Below are 23,728 nucleotides of genomic sequence, written 5' to 3' on the forward strand. Positions count from 1 at the left end.
GCGCAGTATATCCGTTCGCGTGACGCTTCAGGGCAGCGTGCCATCACAGGGCGTCACGCACCTCGTCGGCGCACAGAAGACCCGTGACGGAGGTCGCAGTTCCCCAGGCGACCCGCCAATAGTGGCTTTGCGACATCGTGGCACGCCCCTTGCTCCCGATTCTGGTACTTGGCGCCGCTCTGGCGCCCTTCGCGGGGGAGGAAGTCGGGTGATCGAACTCAACAAGGCCATCCTGGATTGCATGCGTGAACTGCGTCGCCGCCTGCGTGAAGAACAGGCACTGGAAATCCATTACCAGCAGAGCGACGCCATCGAGCGAATGCTGCGCGCCTGCGCCGACTCAGCATGCGAAGAAACGCGCCAGCTGGGCGAACGCCTCGGCGAGCTGAGCGGTGTGAAGCTGCCCCGCATGGTGCAGGAGCCGAGCTTCCTGCCAATGCAGGGCGGCGAGCAGCAATACTCCGGCCCGCTGCGGGGCGGTGCTCGCGCACCGCGCTAGATGCTTGCCCTTGCAGGAACGAGCTGGCTGGCGAACCGCACGGCACCGACTCCGGGCCTGTTCGCGAGCAAGGACCAGGCGTCCCCGATCCTACGAAGAGCCCTCAGGCGCCGCGCAACCGCCACCAGTCGCAGAACTCATCCAGCGCATCCCACAGGCTGTTCTGCGGGTCGTAGTCCAGATACCGGCGGGCGCGGGAAATATCCAGGGAAAAGTCCTTGGCCATCACCGCCATGCCCAGGCGATGCAGGGTCGGCTCCGGGCGGCCCGGCAGAACCTTGCACACGCTCTCGTTGAGCAGCGCCAGGTTGTAGGCGAGGGCGTAGGACATGTGCCGCTCAACCGGCTGCATGTCCAGTCGGCGCAGCACATAGTTGACCACGTCCCACAGCGGCAGCGGCTGGCCGTTGCTGATGTTGTAGGCCTGGCCGAGCGCCTCGTCGCCGGCCATCAGGCTGGCGAACAGCGCGTCGTTGAGGTTCTGGATACTGGTGAAATCCACCTTGTTCAGGCCCTGACCGATGATGCGCAGGCGGCCCTTGCGGTGCGCGGCAATCATCCGCGGGAAGATGCTGGTATCACCGGCGCCGGTAACGAAGCGCGGCCGTAGCGCCAGCACTTCCAGGCCGAACTCCTGGGCGCCGAGAGCGACCAGTTCGGACTGGTACTTGGTCGAGCCGTAATGGTTGGCGAAACGCTTGGGCACCTGCTGCTCGGTGATGCCGACGTGGGACTGGCCATCGAAGTAGATCGACGGCGAAGAGAGGTGCACGAGGCGGCGCACCTTCTGTTTCAGACAGGCTTCGACGACGGACTCGGTCATCACCACATTGGCCTGGTGGAAGTAATCGTGGCTGCCCCACACGCCCACGGCGCCGGCGCAATGCACCACGGCGTCGACGTCGCTGCAAAGCGCGCGGACCAGCGCCGGGTCCGCCAGGTCGCCGGCCATGAACTCGGCCCCGCGTGCGACCAGCGGCTGCAGCGCCTCCTCGCGGCGTCCGTTCACCCGTACCGCCAGCCCCTGCTCCAGGGCAAAACGGGCGAAACGCCCGCCGATGAACCCGCTGGCTCCGGTGACCAGAATCTTCATGCACGCCACTCCTGTTCTTGTAATGCGGCGACTCTACCAGCCGCCGCACCGCACTACCCTGGCATTGCACGCCAGAAACGAATCCTTGCAGACCGCGCCGCCGCGCCAGGGTTGCACGACTTGCGATCGGCGACATGGGCCGGGCGGTTGCGGCTACCCTTGCTGCACTGTTCGCTTTCTATCGAGGCCGCATGATGAGCAAGCCCCACTGGATGATCTACGGCGCCAACGGCTACACCGGCCGGCTGGTGGCCGAGCAGGCGCAGCGCGAGGGCCTGAAACCGATACTCGGCGGCCGCAACCCGGCCAGCCTGCATGCGCTGGGCAGCTCGCTGGGACTGGAATGCCGGGTATTCGACCTGAACGACAGCGCCGCCGCCCTGGCCGCGCTGGCGGATGTCGGCGTGGTCGCCAACTGCGCCGGGCCCTTCTCCGCCACCGCCGCGCCGATGATCGAAGCATGCATCGCCAGCGGCGCGCATTACGTGGATATCACCGGCGAGATTTCCGTCTTCGAATACGCCCACGGCCTCGACGAGGTGGCGCGCAGGGCGGGCATGGTGATCTGCCCCGGCGTCGGCTTCGACGTGATCCCCACCGACTGCCTCGCCGCCTGCCTGAAGGAGGCAATGCCGGATGCCACGCATCTGGCGCTGGGCTTCGACAGCGGCAGCGGCCTGTCGCCGGGCACCGCCAAGACCACAGTGGAAGGTCTCAAGCTGGGCGGCAAGGTGCGCGAAGCCGGGCGCCTGCGCGACGTGCCGCTGGGCTACAAGCGGCGCGATATCGACTTCGGCCGCGGCCTCAAGCACGCGGTGACCATCCCCTGGGGCGACGTAGCGACTGCCTATTACTCCACCGGCATCGCCGATATCGAGGTCTACCTGCCGGTGCCCCCGGCCGCTGCCATCGGCATGCGGGTGATGGACAGCCTGCGCCCGCTGCTGGGCCGCGACCGCGTGCAGGACTGGCTCAAGGAGCAGGTGGACAGGCGCGTCCACGGCCCCGACGAACTGGCCCGCAGCAGACTGCGCACCTGGGTCTGGGGCGAAGTACGCAACGCCCGCGGCGAGCGCCGTACCGCGCGGCTGGAAACCGCCAACGGCTACGACGTGACCATCCATGGCGTGCTGTTCGCAGTACGCCACCTGCTGGCCACCCCGAACACCGTCGGTTACTTCACCCCGTCGAGGCTCTTCGGCGCACGTTGCATCGAGCAGTTGCCCGGCAGCGGCAGCATCGTCATTCGCGGCTGATCGGCACCAGCAGACCCGGCGCCTTCGCCAGGAGGTGCCGGGTCAGCGCGGCGAGCAACTCGCCGCCGTTGCGCCAGTGGTGCCAGTAAAGAGGCACGTCGATCACCCGCCCCGGCAGCATGTCCACCAGCTCACCGCGCTCCAGCTCGCCGCTGACCTGCTGCTCGGGCACCAGGCCCCAGCCGAGGCCGCCGCTGGTCATGCGCACGAAGCCTTCGGAAGACGGGCACAGGTGATAGCTGAAGTGGCCGTCGACGCCAAGGTCCTTCAGGTAGCGGTGCTGCAGTTGATCATCCGGGCCGTAGACGATGGCCGGGGCGCGCACCAGCCCCGCCGGCGTCACGCCCCTGGGGAAATGCCGGGCGATGAATTCCGGACTGGCCAGTCCGCGATAACGCATGGCGCCCAGCGGCTCGCAGCGACCACCGGCCACCGGGCGCGCACTGGCGCAGACGCACCCGGCCACCTCGCCGGCGCGCATGCGCTTGAGGCCAACTTCCTGGTCCTCGACCACGAGGTCCAGCAGCACGTGGCGCTCGCCGCAGAAGTCGCCGACCGCCTGCGCCCACCAGGTCGCCAGGCTGTCGGCGTTCAACGCCAGGCGCAGGCGCTCCGGCGCCGCACCGTCATCCAGCGCAGGAACCCACTGCTGCAGATCGCCCTCCAGCAGGCGCACCTGTTGCACATGGTTGAGCAGGCGCTGGCCCAGATCGGTCGGCTGCGGCCGCGCCGCGCGCACCAGCACCGGCTGGCCGACCCGAGCCTCAAGCAGCTTGATGCGCTGGGAAATCGCCGACTGCGACAGCCCCAGCACCTGGGCGCCGCGCTCGAAACCGCCCTGCTCCACCACGGCGGCCAGGGCGGCGAGCAGCTTGTAATCGAACATTATGAATTTCCCTAATGAGATATCAGCAGTATTGGTTTTTCTTATACAGGCCAAAGCCGGACAATCGCCAGCATTCCCCTCCCCACAACCGCAATCGGCGCGCCGGCCCCTTCGCTTTCGCCGCCTGGAGACTCCTCATGTGGCAGAGCTACCTTAACGGCGTGCTGGTCGCCGCCGGCCTGATCATCGCCATCGGCGCACAGAACGCCTTCGTCCTCGCCCAAAGTCTGCGCCGCGAGCATCACCTGTCGGTCGCCGCACTGTGCGTGCTGTGCGACGCCATCCTCGTCAGCGCCGGAGTCTTCGGCCTGGCCAAGATCCTCGCCGAGAACCCGACGCTGCTGGCCATCGCCCGCTGGGGTGGAGTCGCCTTTCTGAGCTGGTATGGCGTGAAGGCGCTGCGCCGGGCGATCGCCCCCGAGGCCATGGCCGACGCCACGCAGACCGGCCCGCGCTCGCGCCGCACCGTGCTGCTGGCCGCCCTGGCGGTGACCCTGCTCAACCCCCACGTGTACCTCGACACCGTGCTGCTGATCGGTTCCCTCGGAGCCCAGCAGGCGGCGCCCGGCGCCTACGCCATGGGCGCGGCCAGCGCCTCGCTGCTGTGGTTCTTCACGCTGGCCCTGGGCGCCGCGTGGCTCGCCCCCTGGCTGGCGCGGCCGGCCACCTGGCGCCTGGTGGACCTGATGGTGGCGGTGATGATGCTGGGCATGGCGGCGCAACTGGTATTTGCCAACTGACGGGAAAAAGTCCGAACGTCGATCCGTCATGCCGGTCGGAGCATAGTGAGATGCACGCACCGGCGTGGCCCCTGCCGCACGGCCTTTGACCCTACAGATGCTGCGTGGATATGCCACAGGTCGGGTGCTATGATCCGACCTTCGCGGCGCTGGCAGGCCTTGCCTTCCGGACGCAACTGGCGCGCTGTCCTGGTCCCTTGCGGACGCATTGCAGCTACGCCCGGATGCCGCGACCCATACTTCAACCGGCCCCGTGTACCGGTCGCGCGTTCGCCGCGCTAGCCCTAGCCCAGACTGAGTGAGATAGGAGAAACACCATGGCTTTCGAATTGCCGCCGCTGCCTTACGCGAAGAACGCCCTTGAGCCGCACATTTCCGCGGAAACCCTGGAATACCACCACGACAAGCACCACAACACCTACGTCGTGAACCTGAACAACCTGGTTCCGGGCACCGAGTTCGAAGGCAAGAGCCTGGAAGAGATCGTCAAGACTTCTTCCGGCGGCATCTTCAACAACGCCGCCCAGGTGTGGAACCACACCTTCTACTGGAACTGCCTGAGCCCCAACGGCGGTGGCCAGCCCACCGGCGCCCTGGCTGACGCCATCAACGCCGCCTTCGGTTCCTTCGACAAGTTCAAGGAAGAGTTCAGCAAGACCTCCATCGGCACCTTCGGCTCCGGCTGGGGCTGGCTGGTGAAGAAGGCCGACGGCTCCCTGGCCCTGGCCAGCACAATCGGCGCCGGCTGCCCGCTGACCAGCGGCGACACCCCGCTGCTGACCTGCGACGTGTGGGAACACGCCTACTACATCGACTACCGCAACCTGCGTCCGAAGTACGTCGAGGCGTTCTGGAACCTGGTCAACTGGGACTTCGTGGCCGAGCAGTTCGCTGCCTGATCGCACCCCGCTTGATACGAAGAAACCCGGCCCTGCGCCGGGTTTTTTCGTCAGGGGCGCGTAACACCTGTGTGTCAGCTAACCTGAAAGGCCGGTACAGTCGCAAAACAGAACGATGGCCCTTTGACGTCATTGCGCCAATTGCCAATACTCAGGCCCAGTCGTTCGCCCTGGCGAGAAACAAGGAACGCCCTTGAAACTGGATCCCCGGCACAGCCTCTCCCTCAAGCTGCTGAGAATGGTATTGCTCGCGGCCCTCGTGGTCGGGGTGGTCCTCAGCTGTGCCCAGATCGTCTACGACGCCCACAAGGCGCGCCAGGCCGTGCACAACGACGCACAGCGCATCCTGGCGATGGTCCGCGATCCGTCCACCCAGGCCGTCTACAGCCTCGACCGCGACATGGCGATGCAGGTCCTGGAAGGCCTGTTCCAGCACGAAGCCGTGCGCTACGCCGCCATCGGCCACCCCGAAGAACCGATGCTGGCGGAAAAGTCCCGGCCGCTGCTGGACTCCGGCACCCGCTGGCTGACCGACCCGATCCTGGGCGCCGAGCAGAACTACTCCATCCGCCTCGCCGGCCGCGGCGGCTCCAACGAGTACTACGGCGACCTGAAGATCATCCTCGACACCGCGCCCTACGGCGACGACTTCCTCGCCACCTCGGTGATCATCTTCATTTCCGGCATCCTGCGCGCCATGGCCCTGAGCCTGGTGCTGTTCATGGTCTACCACTGGGCGCTGACCAAGCCGCTGTCGAAGATCATCGAGCACCTTGCCTCGATCAATCCGGACCGCCCCAGCCAGCACAAGCTGCCGATGCCCGAGGGCCACGAGAAGGACGAACTGGGCCTGTGGGTGAACACCGCCAACCAATTGCTGGCCTCCATCGAGCGCAACGGTCACCTGCGCCGGGAAGCCGAAGACAGCCTGCTGCGCATCTCCCAGTACGACTTTCTCACCGGCCTGCCCAACCGCAAGCTGCTGCAACAGCGTCTGGACCAGATCCTCGAGGGCGCCTCGCGCCTGCAGCGCCGCGTCGCCGTGCTTTGCCTGGGCCTGGATGACTTCAAGGGCATCAACGAGCAGTACAGCTATCAGTTCGGCGACCAGTTGCTGATCGCCCTCGCCGACCGCCTGCGCACCCGCAGCGCCCACCTCGGCGCCCTGGCGCGGCTGGGCGGCGACCAGTTCGCCCTGGTCCAGGCCGATATCGAACAGCCCTACGAAGCGGCGGAACTGGCCCAGCAGATCCTCGATGATCTGGAAGCCCCCTTCGAGCTCGACCAGCATCTGGTGCACCTGCGCGCCACCATCGGCATCACCCTGTTCCCCGAGGACGGCGAGACCACCGAAAAATTGCTGCAGAAAGCCGAGCAGACCATGACCCTGGCCAAGAGCCGCTCACGCAACCGCTACCAGTTCTACATCGCCAGCGTCGACAGCGAGATGCGCCGCCGCCGCGAACTGGAGAAGGACCTGCGCGAAGCCCTGGCGCGCAACGAACTGCACCTGGTCTATCAACCGCAAGTGGACTACCGCGATCACCGAGTGGTCGGCGTCGAGGCGCTGCTGCGCTGGCAGCACCCGACCCAGGGCTGGGTCGCGCCGGACCTGTTCATCCCGCTGGCGGAACAGAACGGCAGCATCTTCAGCATCGGCGAATGGGTGCTCGACCAGTCCTGCCGCCAATTGCGCGAATGGCACGACCAGGGCTTCGACGACCTGCGCCTGGCGGTCAACCTGTCCACCGTGCAGCTGCGCCACAACGCCCTGCCGCGGGTGGTCAGCAACCTCCTGCAGATGCACCGCCTGCCGCCGCGCTCGCTGGAACTGGAAGTCACCGAGACCGGCCTGATGGAGGACATCTCCACCGCCGCCCAGCACCTGCTCAGCCTGCGTCGCGCAGGCGCGCTGATCGCCATTGACGACTTCGGCACCGGCTACTCTTCGCTGAGCTACCTGAAGAGCCTGCCGCTGGACAAGATCAAGATCGACAAGAGTTTCGTCCAGGACCTGCTGCTGGACGACGACGACGCCACCATCGTTCGCGCCATCATCCAGCTCGGCAAGAGCCTGGGGATGCAGGTGATCGCCGAGGGCGTGGAGACGGTCGAGCAGGAGGCCTATATCATTGCCCAGGGCTGCCACGAAGGTCAGGGCTACCTCTACAGCAAGCCGCTGCCGGCGCGCGAGCTGACGCTCTACCTCAGGCAGGCCCGGCGCCTGGCCGAAGCGGCCGGCGGCAATCCCAATGGGTCCGTCGAGCGCCACTGACAGCCGCCCCTGCCTGAAATATCGCGCCGCGCCCCCTCTCTCCGCCCTCTCCCTGAAGGGAGAGGGAGCCATCCGTTCCAGCTGACGCTGAGGTTTCAGCCGGCGCCGAACCAGTCCCCTCTCCCTTCAGGGAGAGAGCTAGGGAGAGGGCGATCCCGAGCTGGGCCTGTCAGAGAAATACCATTGCCCCTACACGTAAATCCCCGGCTGCTGGCAACTTGCTGGCTCCGTGACCAAACGGCGCCACCGATCTCTCTTTTCAAAAATGCAAATCTTTCGCATTATGTTGCAGATTTTCTTGCGCAGTCCTTTTTCGTGCGCCTCTTTTCCATGCAAAGGAACCCTTCATGACTCGTATGCCCTGGGCCACTGCCAGCCTGCTCGCCATCGCCATCTCCCTCGCCGGCTGCGGCGATGACAAGAAAGCCGAAGCCCCTGCCGCCGCGCAGGCGCCCAGCACCCAGAGCGCTGCACCGGCGGCCGCCAAGGTCGACGAGGCCGCGGTCAAGGCCGTGGTGAAGAACTACCTGGACATCGCCGAAGCCACCTACGGCGACGCCCTGACCACTGCCAAGGCCCTGCAGACCGCCGTCGACGCGCTGATCGCCAAGCCCAGCGAGGAAACCCTGAAGGCCGCCCGCGAAGCCTGGATCGCTTCCCGCCCGTCCTACTCGCAGAGCGAAGCCTTCCGCTTCGGCAACTCGATCATCGACGACTGGGAAGGCGCGGTTAACGCCTGGCCGCTGGACGAAGGCCTGATCGACTACGTCGCCAAGGACTACCAGCACGCCGAAGGCAACGCCGGTGCTTCCGCCAACATCATCGCCAACACCGAGATCCAGGTCGGCGAAGACAAGATCGACGTCAAGGAAATCACCGGCGAGAAGCTCAAGGGCCTGAACGAGCTGGGCGGTTCCGAAGCCAACGTCGCCACCGGCTACCACGCCATCGAATTCCTGCTGTGGGGCCAGGACCTGAACGGCACCAAGCCGGGCGCGGGCGACCGCAAGTACACCGACTACGCCCAGGGCAAGGACTGCACCAATGGTCATTGCGACCGTCGCGCCGCCTACCTGAAGGCCGCCACCGACCTGCTGGTGGCTGACCTGGAAGAAATGGTCGGCAACTTCAAGTCCGGCGTCGCTGACAACTATCGCGCCAAGGTCGAGGCCGACACCGCGCAGAACAACCTGCGCAAGATGTTCTTCGGCATGGGCTCCCTGTCCCTGGGCGAGCTGGCTGGCGAGCGCATGAAGGTCGCGCTGGAAGCCAACTCCACCGAAGACGAGCACGACTGCTTCAGCGACAACACCCACAACACCCTGTTCTTCAACGCCAAGAGCATTCGCAACATCTACACCGGCGAATACAAGCGCACCGACGGCAGCGTCGTGAAGGGCCCGAGCCTGTCCGACCTGGTCGCCAAGGTCGACGCCGCCGCCGACACCGAGCTGAAGAACGACCTGGCCAACACCGAAGCCAAGATGCAGGTCATCGTCGACCGTGCCGAGAAGGACGGTGTGCACTTCGACCAGATGATCGCTCCGGACGACAAGGACGATCAGCAGAAGATCCGCGACGCCATCGCCTCGCTGGTCAAGCAGACCGGCGCCATCGAGAAGGCCGCCACCGCTGTCGGCGTGCAGGACCTGAAGCCGGACAACGCCGATCACCAGTTCTGATCGACCTGTCCTCAACGGTTGAAGGCGCTGCGGCTCCACGCCGCAGCGGCCTTGAATCCAAGACAAAGCCCCGCACTGCGGGGCTTTGTCGTTTCTCGCCGGCAAACGATGTCGTTCTCAAATACAAATTTTTCATATTTGCATTTGACGCCCCTGATACCATGGCGCGCTGCCATACATCGCTCTGGAACCCCGCCAATGCTCCGCCGCCGTACCGTCCTGTGCCTCGTGCCGCTGCTGTCTGCCCTCGCCCTTGCCGCATGCAAGCCGGAGACTTCCCAGCACGCCGTGGCCGAACCTGGCGAAGCGCTTTCCGGCGGTGCCACCACAGTGAAGCAGAGCGACCGCAACGCCTATTCCATGCCTTCGGGCAACCTCACGCCGAGCCGCCGACTGGACTTTGCCGTGGGCAACAGCTTCTTCCGCAACCCCTGGGTGATCGCGCCGAGCACCACCACCGCGCGCGACGGCCTCGGCCCGCTGTTCAACACCAACGCCTGCCAGAACTGCCACATCAAGGACGGCCGCGGCCATCCGCCGGAGCCTGACGACGTCAATGCGGTATCGATGCTGGTGCGCCTGTCGATTCCCGCCGGCGCCGCGGATGCACGCACGCTCGAGCGCCTGGGCGTGGTGCCCGAGCCGGTGTACGGCGGCCAGTTCCAGGACTCGGCGATCCCCGGCGTCGCGCCAGAAGGCAAGGTGCGGGTGGACTATGAGCCGGTAAAGGTGTCCTTCAAGGACGGCACCGTGGTCGAGTTGCGCAAGCCCAAGCTGCGCATCAGCGACCTGGGCTACGGACCGATGCACCCGCAAACGCTGTTCTCCGCTCGCGTCGCCCCGCCAATGATCGGCCTGGGCCTGCTGGAATCCATCAGCGAGGCGGACATCCTCGCCAATGCCGAACTCCAGGCCAAGGGCAGCGACGGCATCCGCGGCCGGCCGAACCGGGTCTGGGACGATGCGAAACAGCAGACCGTCCTCGGCCGCTTCGGCTGGAAGGCCGGGCAACCCGACGTCGCCCAGCAGAACGCCCACGCCTTTTCCGGCGACATGGGACTGACCAGCGACCTGCTGCCCAGTGATGACTGCACAAAAGCCCAGGTCGACTGCCTGAACGCCATCGACGGCGGCAAGCCGGAAGTCAGCCAGCACATCTTCAACCAGGTCGCCTTCTACGCGCGCAACCTCGCCGTACCGGCGCGCCGCAAGGTCGACGACCCGCAGGTACTCACCGGCAAGGGGCTGTTCTTCGACAGCGGCTGCGCCAGCTGCCACACGCCCAAGTTCACCACCGGCGCGAATGCCGCCGAGCCCGAGCTGGCCAACCAGGTCATCCGCCCCTACAGCGACCTGCTGCTGCATGACATGGGCGAGGGACTGGCGGACAATCGCCCGGAATTTCTGGCCAGCGGCCGCGACTGGCGCACGGCGCCGCTGTGGGGCATCGGCCTGACCGAGACGGTCAACGGCCACACCCAGTTCCTGCATGACGGCCGCGCCCGCAACCTGCTCGAAGCCGTGCTCTGGCATGGCGGCGAAGCCGAAGCGGCCAGGCAACGCGTACTGAACTTCGACGCCGCGCAGCGCGATGCCCTGCTGGCGTTTTTGAACTCACTCTAAGGAGCCGAGCCCACCATGTTCCGCCCCCGACTGCTGATCACCAGCCTCGCCATCGCCCTGGGCGCCTGTTCGCCCACCGACCCGCAGGCCACCACCAGCGCCACGCTGGCCCAGCAGGTGATCCTGCCGACCTACAGCCGCTGGGTCGACGCCGACCGCGCGCTGGCCGCCAGTGCCCTTGCCTTTTGCCAGGGCAAAGAAGACCTGACCAAGGCCCGCGCCGACTTCATGGCCGCACAGAAGGCCTGGGCCGAGCTGCAGCCGCTGCTGGTGGGCCCGCTGGCCGAGGGCAACCGCTCCTGGCAGGTGCAGTTCTGGCCGGACAAGAAGAACCTCGTGGCGCGCCAGGTGGAGCAACTGCTGGGCAGCGGCAACGCGATCTCCCCGGCGACCCTGGATAAGTCCAGCGTCGTGGTGCAGGGGCTGACCGCCTACGAATACATCCTTTTCGACGCGAAGATCGACCTGGCCAACGCCGAGACCAAGGCGCGCTACTGCCCGCTGCTGGAAGCCATCGGCGCGCATCAGCAAGCCCTGGCCGAAAGCATCCTGGCGCAGTGGAAGCAGGACGGCGGCATGCTCGCCCAGCTCTCCAAGTTCCCCAACGAGCGCTACGCCGATGCCCACGAGGCCATCGCCGAGCTGCTGCGCGTGCAGGTCACTGCGCTGGACATGCTGAAGAAGAAGCTCGGCACCCCGCTGGGCCGCCAGAGCAAGGGCATCCCGCAGCCGTTCCAGGCCGAAGGCTGGCGCAGCGACGCCTCCCTGGCCAGCCTGGACTCCAGCCTGACCGGTGCCCAGGCGCTGTGGGACGGCACCGACAAGAAGGGCCTGCGCGCCCTGCTGCCGGCCGAGCAGAAAGAGCTGGCCGGCAAGATCGATGCAGCCTACGCCGATGTTCACGGCAAGCTGAAGGCTATCAACCAACCGCTCAGTGAAATGCTCAAGGACGAAGCCGGCCTCAAGCAACTCAACGAGCTGTACGACAGCCTCAACGTCGTCCATCGCCTGCACGAGAGCGACCTCGCCAAGGCCCTGGGTGTGCAGCTGGGCTTCAACGCCAACGACGGGGATTGATTCGATCGGCTGCGCGCCGCCTGGCGCCAGCCCGCAGGATCGATGAAATGCAGAAGTGATAGAGGTGAACGCCATGTTGCGACGTCACGTGATCGGCCTGGGCAGCCTGCTGCTCGGCGCCCTGACCTTCGGCGGCTGGACGCTGTCACGCAAGGGCAAGGAGCCCCTGGTGCTGTCCGCCCGTGACGACGCGGACGGCAAGCACTACGCCGTGGGCTATCGCCTGGACGGCAGCTGCGCCTTCGCCACCGAGGTCGGCTTGCGCTGCCACGACGTGGTGCAGCACCCCAGCCTGCCGCTGGCGCTGTTCGTCGCTCGCCGGCCGGGCCGACACAGTTACCTGATCGATCTCAACGATGGCCGCCTGCTGCAGACCGTCGATTCGCAGGCCGACCGGCATTTCTACGGCCATGGCGTGTGGCACAAGGACGGCGAGTGGCTCTACGCCACCGAGAACGACACCACCGATCCCGGCCGCGGGCTGCTCGGCGTGTACCGCTTCGATGGCGAGCGCCTGAGCCACGCCGGCGAAGTCTCCACCCACGGCCTCGGCCCGCACCAGGTGTCCTGGATGCCCGATGGCGAGACCCTGGTGGTGGCCAACGGCGGCATTCGTACCGAAGCCGAAAGCCGCGTGGAGATGAACCTCGACGCCATGGAACCGAGCCTGGTGCTGATGCAGCGTGACGGCGCGCTGATCTCCAAGGAGACCCTGCCGCAGCAGATGAACAGCGTGCGCCACCTGGCCATCGCCGCGGACGGCACCATAGTCGCCGGCCAGCAGTACATGGGCGATGCTCATGATCGCGCCGACCTGCTCGCCATCAAGCGCCCCGGCCAGCCTTTCCAGCCCTTCCCGCTGGCCGATGAGCAACGCCTGGCAATGACCCAGTACACCGCCAGCGTCGCCGTGCACGACGAACTGCGCCTGGTAGCGCTCACCGCTCCGCGCGGCAACCGCTTCTTCATCTGGAACCTGGATACCGGCGCCGTTCGACTGGACGCACCGCTGCCCGACTGCGCCGGTGTCGGTGCGGTGAAGGACGGCTTCGTCGTCACCTCCGGCCAGGGCCGCTGCCGCGTCTACGACTGCCGTAGCGAACGCATCGCCGGCACCCCGCTGGACCTGCCCCCGGCCTTCTGGGACAACCACCTGCACCTGGCGTGAGGCTGCGGCAACGAAATAACTGGCGAGGGTAGGAGCGGACTTTGTCCGCGATCGTTTCCCGGCAGCTCCGAGCAGGCCGGATAGTCACCGCGGATAAATCCGCTCCTACGCCACCAGCAACCCGTGGCATCCAGCTGAACGCCCGTCCCAGAGCATCTGCTGCCCCTACCACTCATCCGCTCGGGCTCAGAAACCCGCGCACCTGGCCGACAAAAAGGCTGACCGATTCCCACCCTGCGTCTTAGAGGCGTAACCCAGATGCCCCACACTTCCCTGCGTACCCAGATCCTTTCGCTGCTGGGCGGCAGCCTGCTGCTCGTGCTGCTGATCGCCCTCGCCTGCTTCCACTTCCTCTCCGGCAGCGTCAGCGCCTACCAGCGCCTGCTTGACGGCCCGCTGCAATCCTCGCAACTGGTGGACCAGGCCAACCTGGCCTTCAAGGTCCAGGTGCAGGAATGGAAAAACATCCTCCTGCGCGGCCAGCAGCCGGCTGATCTCAACCAGTACTGGGCCCGCTTCGAGGACCAGGAGCGCGCCGTGCAGGAGCTCCTGCAGCGTCTGGAACAGAACGCCGGGGACGACGCGCAACTCAAGATGCAGGTGACTCGTCTGCGCGACGAGCACCGCCAGCTTGGCCAGGCCTACCGCAAGGGGCGCGACGCCTACCTCGCCGCCGGCAGCGACCCGCGTGCCGGTGACGCCGCCGTCAAAGGCATCGACCGCGACGCCAGCGAACAGATGGCCGCCCTGGTGGACAGCCTGCATCGCGGCGCTCTGGAAGAAGCCAGGAATATTTCCGCCAGCGCCGACAACACCGTCCTCAGTGGCAGCCTGATCCTGCTGATCTCGGGCGTGGCATTGGCCCTGCTCAGCCTGTGGCTGGTCAACCGCAACCTGATCGGCCCGATCGCCCGCCTGATCGAGCACATCGCCCAGCTCAGCGAAGGTAATTTCGGCGAGCGCGTCGACGCCAGCCGCCGCGACGAACTGGGCCGCCTGGCACGCGCCGCCAACACCCTGCGCGACTTCCTGGCCGAGACCTTCACCCGCCTCAAGCACAGCACCACCGAGCTGGACACCGCCAGCGGCGAGCTGAACGCCATCGCCACCCTGATGGCCGAAGGCACCCGCGAGCAGTTCTCGCGCACCGACCAGGTGGCCACGGCGATGCACGAGATGTCCGCCACCGCCCAGGAAGTCGCACGCCACGCTTCCGACGCCGCGCGTGCCGCCGACGATGCCGACCAACACGCCCAGGAAGGCGGCGAAGTGATGAAGACCACCATCGTCACCATTACCGAGATGAGCAACGAGATCGCCAACACCGCCGAGGTCATCCGTCGTCTGGAAAGCGACAGCGGCCGCATCGGCAAGGTGCTGGAAGTGATTCGCGGCATTGCCGACCAGACCAACCTGCTGGCGCTCAACGCCGCCATCGAAGCCGCCCGCGCCGGTGAAGCCGGCCGTGGTTTCGCCGTGGTCGCCGATGAGGTCCGCACCCTGGCGCAACGCACCGCCGAGTCCACCGCCGAGATCCACCAGATCATCGACACCGTGCAGACCGGCTCGGTGAACGCCCTGCGCGCCATCGAGAACGGCCAGACCCGCAGCGAACAGGGCGTGGAGCGCGTCACCCAGGCCGGCGAAGTGCTGCGCAGCATCACCCACGCCGTGGAGGCAATCCGCGACATGAACCGCCAGATCGCTACCGCCGCCGAAGAACAGACCTCGGTCGCCGAGGACATCTCGCGCAACCTCACCGAGATCACCGCCATCGGCGCCACCAACGAGGAAAACGTGGTGCGCACCCAGGGCGCCAGCCGCCACCTGCACGGCCTCTCCGGCGAACTGGCGGACGTCACCCGCAAGCTCAGCGCCTGATCCTCTTCCGCCACAAGGATGTGGCGACGCCCTCCCTGCCCATTGCTGCACCGATTCAGCGCATATCTGCCGCAAACAACCTTACTTTTCGTGGGAAACCTCTTGTAATCGCAGCCCTTTGACTCGCCGAGCATTCAGGCATAAGGTGCGCAATTCCGCCCCGCAATGGGGCGTCCCCGTATCGGCTTCAAAGCCTGATCGATATCTGCGCGAACGGAAGGCCGCCCGGCAATTTGTGGGCGAGCGATCGCGCCCGATTGCTGCCAGGCACGTACCAAGGAACAGGAAGATGTTGCGCCGCATGCTGATCATGCTGGGCGTAGTTGCCGTCATCGTTGCGGTGCTCGCCGGCTCGAAATACCTCTCCATCAAGAAACAGATCGCCATGTTCTCGGCGCCGCGTCCGCCGGTGAGCGTGAACGCCACCCAGGCCGAAGAACGCGACTGGCAGAGCCGCCTGCAAGCCATCGGCACCCTGCGCGCCATCCAGGGCGTGACCCTGACCGCCGAAGTCTCGGGTACCGTCAGCGCAGTGCAGTTCGTCTCCGGCGAGAAGGTCAAGGTCGGCCAGCCGGTGGTGCAGCTCGAATCCGACGTCGAGCAGGCCACCCTGCGCACCGCCGAGGCGGACCTCGGGCTGGCCCAGGTCGAGTACGAGCGCGGCAAGAGCCTGGTGGGCCGCCAGGCCATTTCCAAGAGCGAGTACGACCGCCTCGCCGCCCAGCTGAACCGCTCCACCGCCACCGTCGCCCAGCTCAAGGCGAGCCTGGACAAGAAGCGCATCCTCGCGCCCTTCTCCGGCACCATCGGCATCCGCCAGGTGGACGTGGGCGACTACGTGTCCCCCGGCACCGAGATCGTCACCCTGCAGGATCTCTCGACCCTGCAGGTGGACTTCTTCCTGCCCGAGCAGGACTTCCCCCTGCTCAAGCGCGGGCAGAAAGTGGTGGTGCGCGTGGCGGCCTATCCGGGCCAGAGCTTCGACGCGCAGATCGACGCCATCAGCCCGCGCGTGGACAACCAGACGCGCAACCTGCTGGTCCGCGCCAGCATGGCCAACCCCGACGGCAAGTTGCTGCCGGGCATGTTCGCCAACCTCGAAGTCCAGTTGCCGGACAGTGCCCCGCGCGTCGTGGTCCCCGAGACCGCCGTGGCCTTCACCCTGTATGGCAACTCGGTGTACGTGGTGGTACCGCATAAGCCGAAGGACGGCGAAAAGACGGAAGACGCCAAGGCCGACGACCAGGCACCGAAGCTGGAAGTCGAACGCCGCTTCGTGAAAACCGGCGAGCGCCGCGAAGGCAGCGTGGTGATCCTCGAGGGCCTGAAGCCCGGCGAGGAAGTGGTGACCTCCGGCCAGCTCAAGCTGGACAACGGCACCGCCGTCGCCATCGTCAAGGACCCGCAGTAACCGCACAGGCGGCGCGGCGCTGACTCAGCGCGCGCCCACAGGCCCGGTCGTCAACCGACCCCGGCCCGCAACAAAGGATTGAGCTTATGGGCTTCACCGATCCCTTCATCCGTCGCCCCGTGCTGGCGACCGTGGTCAGCCTGCTGATCGTCCTGCTCGGCCTGCAGGCCTTCAGCAAGCTGGTGATCCGCGAATACCCGCAGATGGAAAACGCGCTGATCACCGTCACCACTTTCTATGCCGGCGCCAACGCCGAAACCATCCAGGGCTACATCACCCAGCCGCTGCAGCAGAGTCTCGCCAGCGCCGAAGGCATCGACTACATGACCTCGGTGAGCCGGCAGAACTACTCGGTGATCTCGATCTACGCACACATCGGCGCCAACACCGATCGCCTGGTGACCGAGCTGCTGTCGAAGATCGGCGAAGTGAAGACCCAGCTGCCGCCGGATGCCGAAGACCCGGTACTGGACAAGGAAGCCGCCGACGCCTCGGCGCTGATGTACATCAGCTTCTTCAGCGAGCAGATGAACAACCCGCAGATCACCGACTACCTGTCGCGGGTGATCCAGCCCAAGCTCGCCACCCTGCCGGGTATCGCCGAAGCCGAGATCCTCGGCAACCAGGTGTTCGCCATGCGCCTTTGGCTGGACCCGGTGAAGATGGCCGCCTATGGCGTCACCGCCGGAGACGTCGACAGCGCGGTGCGGCAGTACAACTTCCTCTCCGCCGCCGGCGAGGTGAAGGGCGAGATGGTGGTCACCTCGGTGAACGCCTCCACCGACCTGAAATCCCCCGAAGCCTTCGCCGCCATCCCGCTCAAGACCGTCGGTGATCGTCGCGTGCTGATGGGTGACGTGGCGCGTGTCGAACTGGGCGCGGCGAGCTACGACGCGGTCAGCTCGTTCAACGGCATCCCCTCGGTCTACATCGGCATCAAGGGCACGCCCAGCTCCAACCCGCTGGATGTGATCAAGGAAGTCCGCGCCAAGATGCCGGAGCTGGAAGAGCAGCTGCCGCCGGGCCTGCAAGTGTCCATCGCCTACGACGCCACGCGCTTCATCCAGGCCTCCATCGACGAGGTGGTGAAGACCCTGGGCGAGGCGATCCTCATCGTCATCGTGGTGGTGTTCCTGTTCCTCGGCGCGTTCCGCTCGGTGATCATCCCGGTGGTGACCATCCCGCTGTCGATGATCGGCGTGCTGTTCTTCATGCAGGTGATGGGCTACTCGATCAACCTGCTGACGCTGCTGGCCATGGTGCTCGCCATCGGCCTGGTGGTGGACGACGCCATCGTGGTGGTGGAGAACATCCACCGCCACATCGAGGAGGGCAAGTCGCCGTTCCAGGGAGCCATCGAGGGCGCGCGGGAAATCGCCGTGCCGGTGGTGACCATGACCATCACCCTGGCCGCCGTGTACGCGCCCATCGGTTTCTTGAGCGGCCTCACCGGCGCGCTGTTCAAGGAGTTCGCCTTCACCCTGGCCGGCGCGGTGATCATCTCCGGCATCGTCGCGCTGACCCTGTCGCCGATGATGTGCTCGCGCCTGCTGCGCCACGACGAGAACCCCAGCGGCCTGGCCCATCGCCTGGACCTGATCTTCGAGGGCCTGAAGGTCCGCTACCAGCGTGCCCTGCACGGCACGCTGAACAGCCGTCCGGTGGTGATCGTCTTCGCCCTGCTGGTGCTGGCGATCATCCCGCTGCTGATGATGTTCACCCACAAGGAACTGGCGCCGGAGGAAGACCAGGGCATCGTCTTCCTCATGGCCAATGCGCCGCAGACCGCGAACCTCGACTACCTGTCGAAGTACACCGCCGAGTTCGAGGGCATCTTCCGCAAGTTCCCCGAGTATTATTCGGCGTTCCAGATCAATGGCTACAACGGCGTGCAGACCGGCATCGGCGGCATGCTGCTCAAGCCCTGGGACGAGCGCGAGCGCAGCCAGATGGAACTGCTGCAGGCGGTACAGGGCGAGCTCGACAAGATTCCCGGCCTGCAGATCTTCGGCTTCAACCTGCCGTCGCTGCCGGGCACCGGCGAGGGCCTGCCCTTCCAGTTCGTGATCAACACCGCCAGCGACTACCAGTCGCTGCTGCAGGTGGCCGAGCGAGTAAAGAAGCGTGCGGAAGAGTCGGGCAAGTTCGCCTTCCTCGACCTCGACCTGGCCTTCGACAAGCCCGAGCTGGTGGTGGATATCGACCGTGCCAAGGCTGCGCAGATGGGCGTGTCCATGCAGGACCTGGGTGTGTCGCTCGGCGCACTGCTGGGTGAAGGCGAGATCAACCGCTTCACCATCGACGGCCGCAGCTACAAGGTGATCGCCCAGGTCGAGCGCGCCTACCGCGACAACCCGGGCTGGCTGAACAACTACTACGTGAAGAGCCAGAGCGGCCAGCTGATCTCGCTGTCGACCCTGGTGACCTTCCACGAACGAGCGCGCCCACGCCAGCTCAACCAGTTCCAGCAGCTCAACTCGGCGATCATCTCCGGCGTGCCGATGGTCAGCATGGGCGAGGCCATCGACACGGTGCGCGGCATCGCCGAGCAGGAGTCGCCGCGCGGCTTTTCCTTCGACTACGCCGGCGCCTCGCGGCAGTTCGTGCAGGAAGGCAGTGCGCTGATGATCACCTTCGCCCTGGCGCTGGCGGTGATCTTCCTGGTGCTGGCGGCACAGTTCGAGAGCTTCCGCGATCCCCTGGTGATCATGGTCACCGTGCCGCTGTCGATCTGCGGCGCGCTGATCCCGCTGTTCCTCGGCCTGTCGAGCCTGAACATCTACACCCAGGTGGGACTGGTGACGCTGATCGGGCTGATCAGCAAGCACGGCATCCTCATCGTCGAGTTCGCCAACCAGCTGCGCGATGAGCGTGGGCTGTCGGTACGCGAGGCAGTGGAGGAAGCCGCGGCGATCCGACTGCGCCCGGTGCTGATGACCACCGCCGCCATGGTGCTCGGCGTGATCCCGCTGCTGCTCGCCACCGGCGCCGGCGCGGTGAGCCGCTTCGACATCGGCGTGGTGATCGCCACCGGCATGAGCGTCGGCACGCTGTTCACCCTGTTCGTGCTGCCCTGCGTGTACACGCTGCTGGCCAAGCCGGACAAGAAGCCGGCTGAAGCCCCCGCACCGGCGGCCGCGCACTGAACGAAAAGCCCCGCACCCGCGGGGCTTTTTCTTTGACCAGCCCCGGCTTCCGATACCTCCGGAGACTGCCTCCTACGTCGTGTTCATCCTGAACCTGTGCAGCGAGCTATAGAGAGGGGATGGAAAACGCCACCAGCCGATAGCCGTCGGCGGTACGGATAAAATCGAAGCTGGCATGCCTGGCCGGCTCGAACGAGCCTTGCTGCCAATGCTCCATGACCGAGACTTTGGGCGTACTCCACTGGGCGAAATCGCCGCAGCCGTCAAAGTACTGCGGGTCGCGCTCGGCATCGAAGGGCCAGCCCATGTCGTCCTGGCGTACCCCGTAGTTTGCCGAGGCACGCAGGGCTTCCAGCCGCGCACGCAGCTGCGCACCGTGCTCACGCAGCGCGTCATCTACCGCAGCGGTTTTCCAGTCGTCCAGCGGCTCACCGCCCTGCCCGCTCCACAGCTGTGGATAACTGTGCGCCTTCAGCGCAGCGTCATCGAGGTGCGCAAGAAACTCGTCCCTGAACCAGGCGGCGAAGTCCTTCTCGATGTCGACGAAGCTGAGGTAGCGACCGTCTACTGCCTTGAAAGAGACGCGGTGCGGGTCGCTGGATGGCTGATCGCTCACCTTTCGCGAGAACCAGTCCAGCGCGCCGGCACGCGAGCCGTCGAAGTTCTCCACCAGCGTCCTGCCGTGGCGATCGAGCAGTACTTCACTGCCGCCGCTCCAGCCCTTGTGCTCGCACTGTTCCAGGCTCACGCCCGGATCGGCGCAGCTTCGGGTTGCGCCTTCGAGTGCCACGACCATGCCGTTGCGCATCGCCTTCGCGTCGCTCAGCTCGGCGGCGATCAACACCTCGCCGTTGCCGTCGAGAAAGCCGACCTTGTCATGCTGGCGGTCGCGGAAGCGGATGCTGTTCTCGCTCTCGCAGATCGGTGCGTTGTCGAAGAAGTACAGCGACTCCGGCGCGACCTCGCGGCCGTCGCGTAGCAGGTAGTAGCTGCGATAGCCGTCTGCACTTTCCTCGCCAGTGGCGATGATGTGCTCGAAGCGCCGGGCCAGGGTGAACATCGGGCTGAGTTTCGGCTCGATCCTCACCGCGCCCTGCGCATCCTTGAATCCGATCAATTCGTTCTGTGTGAACGCCACCCACGGCTCATCCGCCGCGGCCGAAACACTCAGCGCCAGCGCCCCGAGGGCCAGCAGCCATGACCCCATCTCCTTCCCTTCCATGCGGGAAACCTCCATTCGAATCCAAGTGCCGCCGCATTGTGCCACGCACGAAAGAAAAGCCCCCGCGCATCGCTGCGCAGGGGCTCGATCAGCCAGGGCGCGTTCAGGCCGGCTGGCGTTGCAGCGCGCCGCTGGAGCTTTCGTCCTTGAGACTCCAACTCTTGAGGTGTTCGAGGCTCGCACGGTAGGGCTTCAGGCCATTGGCCAGCAGCAACGCACCCGCGACCAGTGCCACGACGCTGACGATCAGCAGCGAGTAGCGCAGCGCCATGTCGTCGCCGAACACGTAGTCGGTCACCAGGGCGATGGCGGTCGGACCGATGCCCAGGCCCAGTAGCGTGACCACGAACAGGTAGATGGCCGAGGCCTGCCCGCGCATGGAGTTGGGCATGATTTCCTGGATGGCCGCCGGGGCGACACCGAAGGGCATGCTGAGGAAGAAGACGATGGGCGCCATCATGGCTGCCGCTGCGTTGCCGCTGTCCAGCAGCGGATAGACCAGGCTCAGCGGAATGGCCAGGACGGCCGCCAGCAGCCCCACACGCATGTTGGCGTCGGTGCGTCCGCGCTTGGCCCAGTAGTCGGCCAGGCGGCCGCCACAGACGATGCCCAGGCAGCCGAACACCGCGACGATGCTGCCGTACACCACGCCCACGTGGCCGGCATCCCAGCCGTAGGTGCGGACGAAGAAGGTCGGCACCCAGGCGCCGCTGCCGTAGCTGGCGAAGGAGATGCAGGCGAAGCCGAAGTTGTGGCAGAGCACGGTCTTGCGGTTGGCGCGCAGGTAAGCGCCCACTTCGCTCATCGGCACCACCACGCCGGCGCCCACGCCGCGACGGGTCGGCTCCTTCACCGCGAGCATCAGCAGGGTGAAGAGCACGCCGGCGGCGCCGAGTATCAGGAAGATCAGCTGCCAGGGGCGCACCTCACCGAGGATCGGCAGGTGCACGTCGCCCTGGGCGGAGGCGAACTTGATCACCAGCCCGCCGAGCAGGAAGGCCAGCCCCGAGCCGAGGTAGATGCCCATGGAATAGACGCTGATGGCAGTGGCGCGGCGGTTGGCCGGGAAGCTGTCGGCGATCAGTGAATAGGCCGCCGGCGACAAGGCCGCCTCGCCCACGCCGACACCGACGCGGAACAGCAGGAAGTGCCAGTACTGGCGAGCCAGACCGCAGGCGGCGGTCATGGCGCTCCAGATCAGCACGCCGACGGTGATCAGCCCGCGGCGGCTGCGGCTGTCGGCCATGCGCCCGAGCGGGATGCCGCACAGGGTGTAGAACAACGCGAAGGACAGACCCATCAGCAGGCTCATCTGCGTGTCGCTGATCTCCAGGTCGCGACGGATGGGACCGACCAGCAGGTTGAGAATCTGTCGGTCGATGAAGGAAAGCACGTACGCGACCATGAGGATCGCAACCGTGGACCAGGCCACGGCACTGGAGGGGTAGCCGTTATTGTTGTTGTTCATGCCGGGCTCCTGAAACGCCGCCAATCGCGGCGAAGGCGAAGGGGAGAACCCGCAGAGTAGGCATTGCGAACGCGTCGCGCGCGCACTATCAGGTCTCTGAATGCGCGCGTCGGCCGTTGGCTGATGAATGGGTGGTCAGGGATCGGACGGCGGGTTTTGGCGGGAGCCCGCCGCTGGACGACTTCGCAAGCCAGCTCGCTCCTGCGAAGTGCCGCACCTTCGTGCAGGGCGCATGATGCTTGAGGCGTTATGCGCCCTGCCTGACGGGTTCAAACTGCAGCCGGCATCCGCTCGCAAAGCTTTGCCAGCGCCCGCGCCCACAACGCCTGGTCGTTCAGGCAAGGCACCAGTACCAGCTCTTCGCCACCCGCCGCGCGGAACTGCTCCTGGCCCCGCTGGCCGATCTCTTCCAGGGTCTCGATGCAGTCGGCGACGAAGGCCGGGCACATCACCAGCAGGCGCTTCACGCCCTGCTTGCCAAGCTTGTCCAGCTGCGCCTCGGTGTAGGGTTCGATCCATTTGTTGCGGCCCAGGCGCGACTGGAAGGATACCGACCAGCGTCCATCCTCGAGCCCGGCGCCAGCAGCAAAGTCCTCCGCCGTCCGCAGGCACTGGCTGCGATAACAGACCGCCATGACGTCCTCGTGCACGCCGCGGCTGGAGCTGGCGGTGAGGTCGTGGCGCTTGTCCTTCACCAGCTTGCGGATGTGCGACTCGGGCAGCCCGTGGAAGCTCAGCAGCAGGTGATCGTAGGGTTGGTCCAGATAGGGCTTCACGCTCTCCACCAGCGCCTGGCGGTACTCGGGCTCGGCGTAGAACGGCGGCAGCACCTTCAGCTCCAGCTTCAGGTTGTGCTCGCGCATCACCCGGCGGGCTTCCTCGATGGCGGTGGTGGTGGTGCTGTCGGCGAACTGCGGATAGAGCGGCGCGAATGTCACCTGGGTGACGCCCTGCTGGCTCAGGCGCAGCAGCGCACCCTCGATGGACGGCTCGCCGTAGCGCATGCCCAGCTCTACCGGGCCGTGCGGCCAGCACGGCCGCACGGCTTCCTGCAGGCGGCGGCTCAGCACGACCAGCGGCGAGCCCTCGTCCCACCAGATCGACGCATAGGCGTGGGCGGATTCCTCCGGGCGTTTGCGCAGCACCAGCGAAACCAGCAGCCGGCGGATCGGCCAGGGCAGGTCGATCACGTAAGGGTCCATGAGGAACTGATCGAGGTAACGGCGCACGTCCTCGACCTGGGTGGAGGCCGGTGATCCCAGGTTGACCAGCAGGAGGGCGTTTTGGGTCATGCAGTGTCCTTAAACCGGTACGGTGGGAGGTGGTCGTGCAGGCTGCGCAGTTTACACGCAACGGATTTCAGCAAGGCTTGTCGCCGATGCCGCAGGGCATCGGCCACGGC

General features: G+C 66.1%; 17 protein-coding genes. 12 read left to right on the forward strand and 5 right to left on the reverse strand.

Annotation, left to right across the window (positions count from 1 at the left end; all coding sequences use genetic code 11):
* Positions 1–211 precede the first annotated feature (211 nt).
* The gene (locus MJ122_RS05480; RefSeq protein WP_239742841.1) at positions 212–499 is read left to right on the forward strand and encodes a hypothetical protein; all 288 of its coding nucleotides are present in this window, start codon (positions 212–214) and stop codon (positions 497–499) included.
* 103 nt (positions 500–602) lie between these two features.
* Here MJ122_RS05480 and MJ122_RS05485 read toward each other — a convergent pair whose 3' ends face one another.
* Positions 603–1,592: an NAD(P)-dependent oxidoreductase gene (locus MJ122_RS05485; RefSeq protein ID WP_239742726.1), complete on the reverse strand. Its 990-nt coding sequence runs from the start codon at positions 1,590–1,592 to the stop codon at positions 603–605.
* 194 nt (positions 1,593–1,786) lie between these two features.
* On the opposite strand from MJ122_RS05485, the gene MJ122_RS05490 reads away from it, so the two are divergent.
* A complete protein-coding gene (locus MJ122_RS05490; RefSeq protein ID WP_239742728.1) occupies positions 1,787–2,848 on the forward strand; it encodes a trans-acting enoyl reductase family protein in 1,062 nt (353 codons plus the stop codon).
* On the opposite strand, the gene MJ122_RS05495 is transcribed toward MJ122_RS05490, so the two are convergent.
* The gene (locus tag MJ122_RS05495) at positions 2,835–3,734 is read right to left on the reverse strand and encodes a LysR family transcriptional regulator ArgP (RefSeq protein ID WP_088419165.1); all 900 of its coding nucleotides are present in this window, start codon (positions 3,732–3,734) and stop codon (positions 2,835–2,837) included. The genes MJ122_RS05490 and MJ122_RS05495 overlap by 14 nt on opposite strands.
* 137 nt (positions 3,735–3,871) lie before the next feature.
* Here MJ122_RS05495 and MJ122_RS05500 point away from each other — a divergent pair, with 137 nt between their 5' ends.
* From MJ122_RS05500 to MJ122_RS05545, 10 genes are all read left to right on the forward strand, one after another.
* Entirely contained in the window at positions 3,872–4,474 is a 603-nt protein-coding gene (locus MJ122_RS05500) for a LysE/ArgO family amino acid transporter (RefSeq protein WP_239742730.1), read from the forward strand.
* Positions 4,475–4,791: 317 nt separating this feature from the next.
* Positions 4,792–5,373 (forward strand): superoxide dismutase [Fe], encoded by a 582-nt coding sequence (gene sodB, locus MJ122_RS05505; protein WP_017519659.1) that lies wholly within the window; start codon positions 4,792–4,794, stop codon positions 5,371–5,373.
* A gap of 193 nt (positions 5,374–5,566) precedes the next feature.
* A complete protein-coding gene (locus MJ122_RS05510) occupies positions 5,567–7,648 on the forward strand; it encodes a GGDEF domain-containing phosphodiesterase (protein WP_088419161.1) in 2,082 nt (693 codons plus the stop codon).
* Positions 7,649–7,995: 347 nt separating this feature from the next.
* On the forward strand, positions 7,996–9,330 hold the full coding sequence (locus MJ122_RS05515; protein WP_088419159.1) for an imelysin family protein: 1,335 nt from the start codon (positions 7,996–7,998) through the stop codon (positions 9,328–9,330).
* Positions 9,331–9,528: 198 nt separating this feature from the next.
* Complete coding sequence (locus tag MJ122_RS05520) at positions 9,529–10,953, forward strand: di-heme oxidoredictase family protein (protein ID WP_239742732.1); 1,425 nt, start codon at positions 9,529–9,531, stop codon at positions 10,951–10,953.
* Between the two features lie 15 nt (positions 10,954–10,968).
* Entirely contained in the window at positions 10,969–12,030 is a 1,062-nt protein-coding gene (locus MJ122_RS05525; protein WP_088419155.1) for an imelysin family protein, read from the forward strand.
* A gap of 73 nt (positions 12,031–12,103) precedes the next feature.
* Positions 12,104–13,198 (forward strand): DUF1513 domain-containing protein, encoded by a 1,095-nt coding sequence (locus tag MJ122_RS05530; RefSeq protein ID WP_088419153.1) that lies wholly within the window; start codon positions 12,104–12,106, stop codon positions 13,196–13,198.
* A gap of 258 nt (positions 13,199–13,456) precedes the next feature.
* Complete coding sequence (locus MJ122_RS05535; protein WP_239742734.1) at positions 13,457–15,079, forward strand: methyl-accepting chemotaxis protein; 1,623 nt, start codon at positions 13,457–13,459, stop codon at positions 15,077–15,079.
* Positions 15,080–15,368: 289 nt separating this feature from the next.
* Positions 15,369–16,490 (forward strand): efflux RND transporter periplasmic adaptor subunit, encoded by a 1,122-nt coding sequence (locus MJ122_RS05540; protein WP_239742736.1) that lies wholly within the window; start codon positions 15,369–15,371, stop codon positions 16,488–16,490.
* Positions 16,491–16,576: 86 nt separating this feature from the next.
* Complete coding sequence (locus MJ122_RS05545; RefSeq protein ID WP_239742738.1) at positions 16,577–19,636, forward strand: multidrug efflux RND transporter permease subunit; 3,060 nt, start codon at positions 16,577–16,579, stop codon at positions 19,634–19,636.
* Positions 19,637–19,742: 106 nt separating this feature from the next.
* On the opposite strand, the gene MJ122_RS05550 is transcribed toward MJ122_RS05545, so the two are convergent.
* From MJ122_RS05550 to hemH, 3 genes are all read right to left on the reverse strand, one after another.
* Positions 19,743–20,858: a hypothetical protein gene (locus MJ122_RS05550; RefSeq protein ID WP_239742739.1), complete on the reverse strand. Its 1,116-nt coding sequence runs from the start codon at positions 20,856–20,858 to the stop codon at positions 19,743–19,745.
* A gap of 103 nt (positions 20,859–20,961) precedes the next feature.
* Positions 20,962–22,326, reverse strand: a complete 1,365-nt coding sequence (locus MJ122_RS05555) for an MFS transporter (RefSeq protein ID WP_239742742.1) — start codon at positions 22,324–22,326, stop codon at positions 20,962–20,964.
* Positions 22,327–22,595: 269 nt separating this feature from the next.
* Positions 22,596–23,618: a ferrochelatase gene (gene hemH / locus MJ122_RS05560; RefSeq protein ID WP_239742744.1), complete on the reverse strand. Its 1,023-nt coding sequence runs from the start codon at positions 23,616–23,618 to the stop codon at positions 22,596–22,598.
* Positions 23,619–23,728 lie beyond the last annotated feature (110 nt).

Origin of the sequence: Pseudomonas sp. DP-17, from assembly GCF_022380625.1 — a bacterium.
GTDB classification, from domain to species: Bacteria; Pseudomonadota; Gammaproteobacteria; order Pseudomonadales; family Pseudomonadaceae; genus Pseudomonas; species Pseudomonas nitroreducens_A.

Bases quoted from the DNA above. Each gene is read 5' to 3' on its own strand.
- MJ122_RS05515 (WP_088419159.1), top strand. From the start codon at position 7,996: ATGACTCGTATGCCCTGGGCCACTGCCAGCCTGCTCGCCATCGCCATC.
- MJ122_RS05500 (WP_239742730.1), top strand. From the start codon at position 3,872: ATGTGGCAGAGCTACCTTAACGGCGTGCTGGTCGCCGCCGGCCTGATC.
- MJ122_RS05550 (WP_239742739.1), bottom strand. From the start codon at position 20,858: ATGGAAGGGAAGGAGATGGGGTCATGGCTGCTGGCCCTCGGGGCGCTG.
- MJ122_RS05555 (WP_239742742.1), bottom strand. From the start codon at position 22,326: ATGAACAACAACAATAACGGCTACCCCTCCAGTGCCGTGGCCTGGTCC.
- MJ122_RS05525 (WP_088419155.1), top strand. From the start codon at position 10,969: ATGTTCCGCCCCCGACTGCTGATCACCAGCCTCGCCATCGCCCTGGGC.
- MJ122_RS05490 (WP_239742728.1), top strand. From the start codon at position 1,787: ATGAGCAAGCCCCACTGGATGATCTACGGCGCCAACGGCTACACCGGC.
- MJ122_RS05495 (WP_088419165.1), bottom strand. From the start codon at position 3,734: ATGTTCGATTACAAGCTGCTCGCCGCCCTGGCCGCCGTGGTGGAGCAG.
- MJ122_RS05540 (WP_239742736.1), top strand. From the start codon at position 15,369: ATGTTGCGCCGCATGCTGATCATGCTGGGCGTAGTTGCCGTCATCGTT.
- MJ122_RS05535 (WP_239742734.1), top strand. From the start codon at position 13,457: ATGCCCCACACTTCCCTGCGTACCCAGATCCTTTCGCTGCTGGGCGGC.
- sodB (WP_017519659.1), top strand. From the start codon at position 4,792: ATGGCTTTCGAATTGCCGCCGCTGCCTTACGCGAAGAACGCCCTTGAG.
- MJ122_RS05545 (WP_239742738.1), top strand. From the start codon at position 16,577: ATGGGCTTCACCGATCCCTTCATCCGTCGCCCCGTGCTGGCGACCGTG.
- MJ122_RS05485 (WP_239742726.1), bottom strand. From the start codon at position 1,592: ATGAAGATTCTGGTCACCGGAGCCAGCGGGTTCATCGGCGGGCGTTTC.
- hemH (WP_239742744.1), bottom strand. From the start codon at position 23,618: ATGACCCAAAACGCCCTCCTGCTGGTCAACCTGGGATCACCGGCCTCC.
- MJ122_RS05530 (WP_088419153.1), top strand. From the start codon at position 12,104: ATGTTGCGACGTCACGTGATCGGCCTGGGCAGCCTGCTGCTCGGCGCC.
- MJ122_RS05520 (WP_239742732.1), top strand. From the start codon at position 9,529: ATGCTCCGCCGCCGTACCGTCCTGTGCCTCGTGCCGCTGCTGTCTGCC.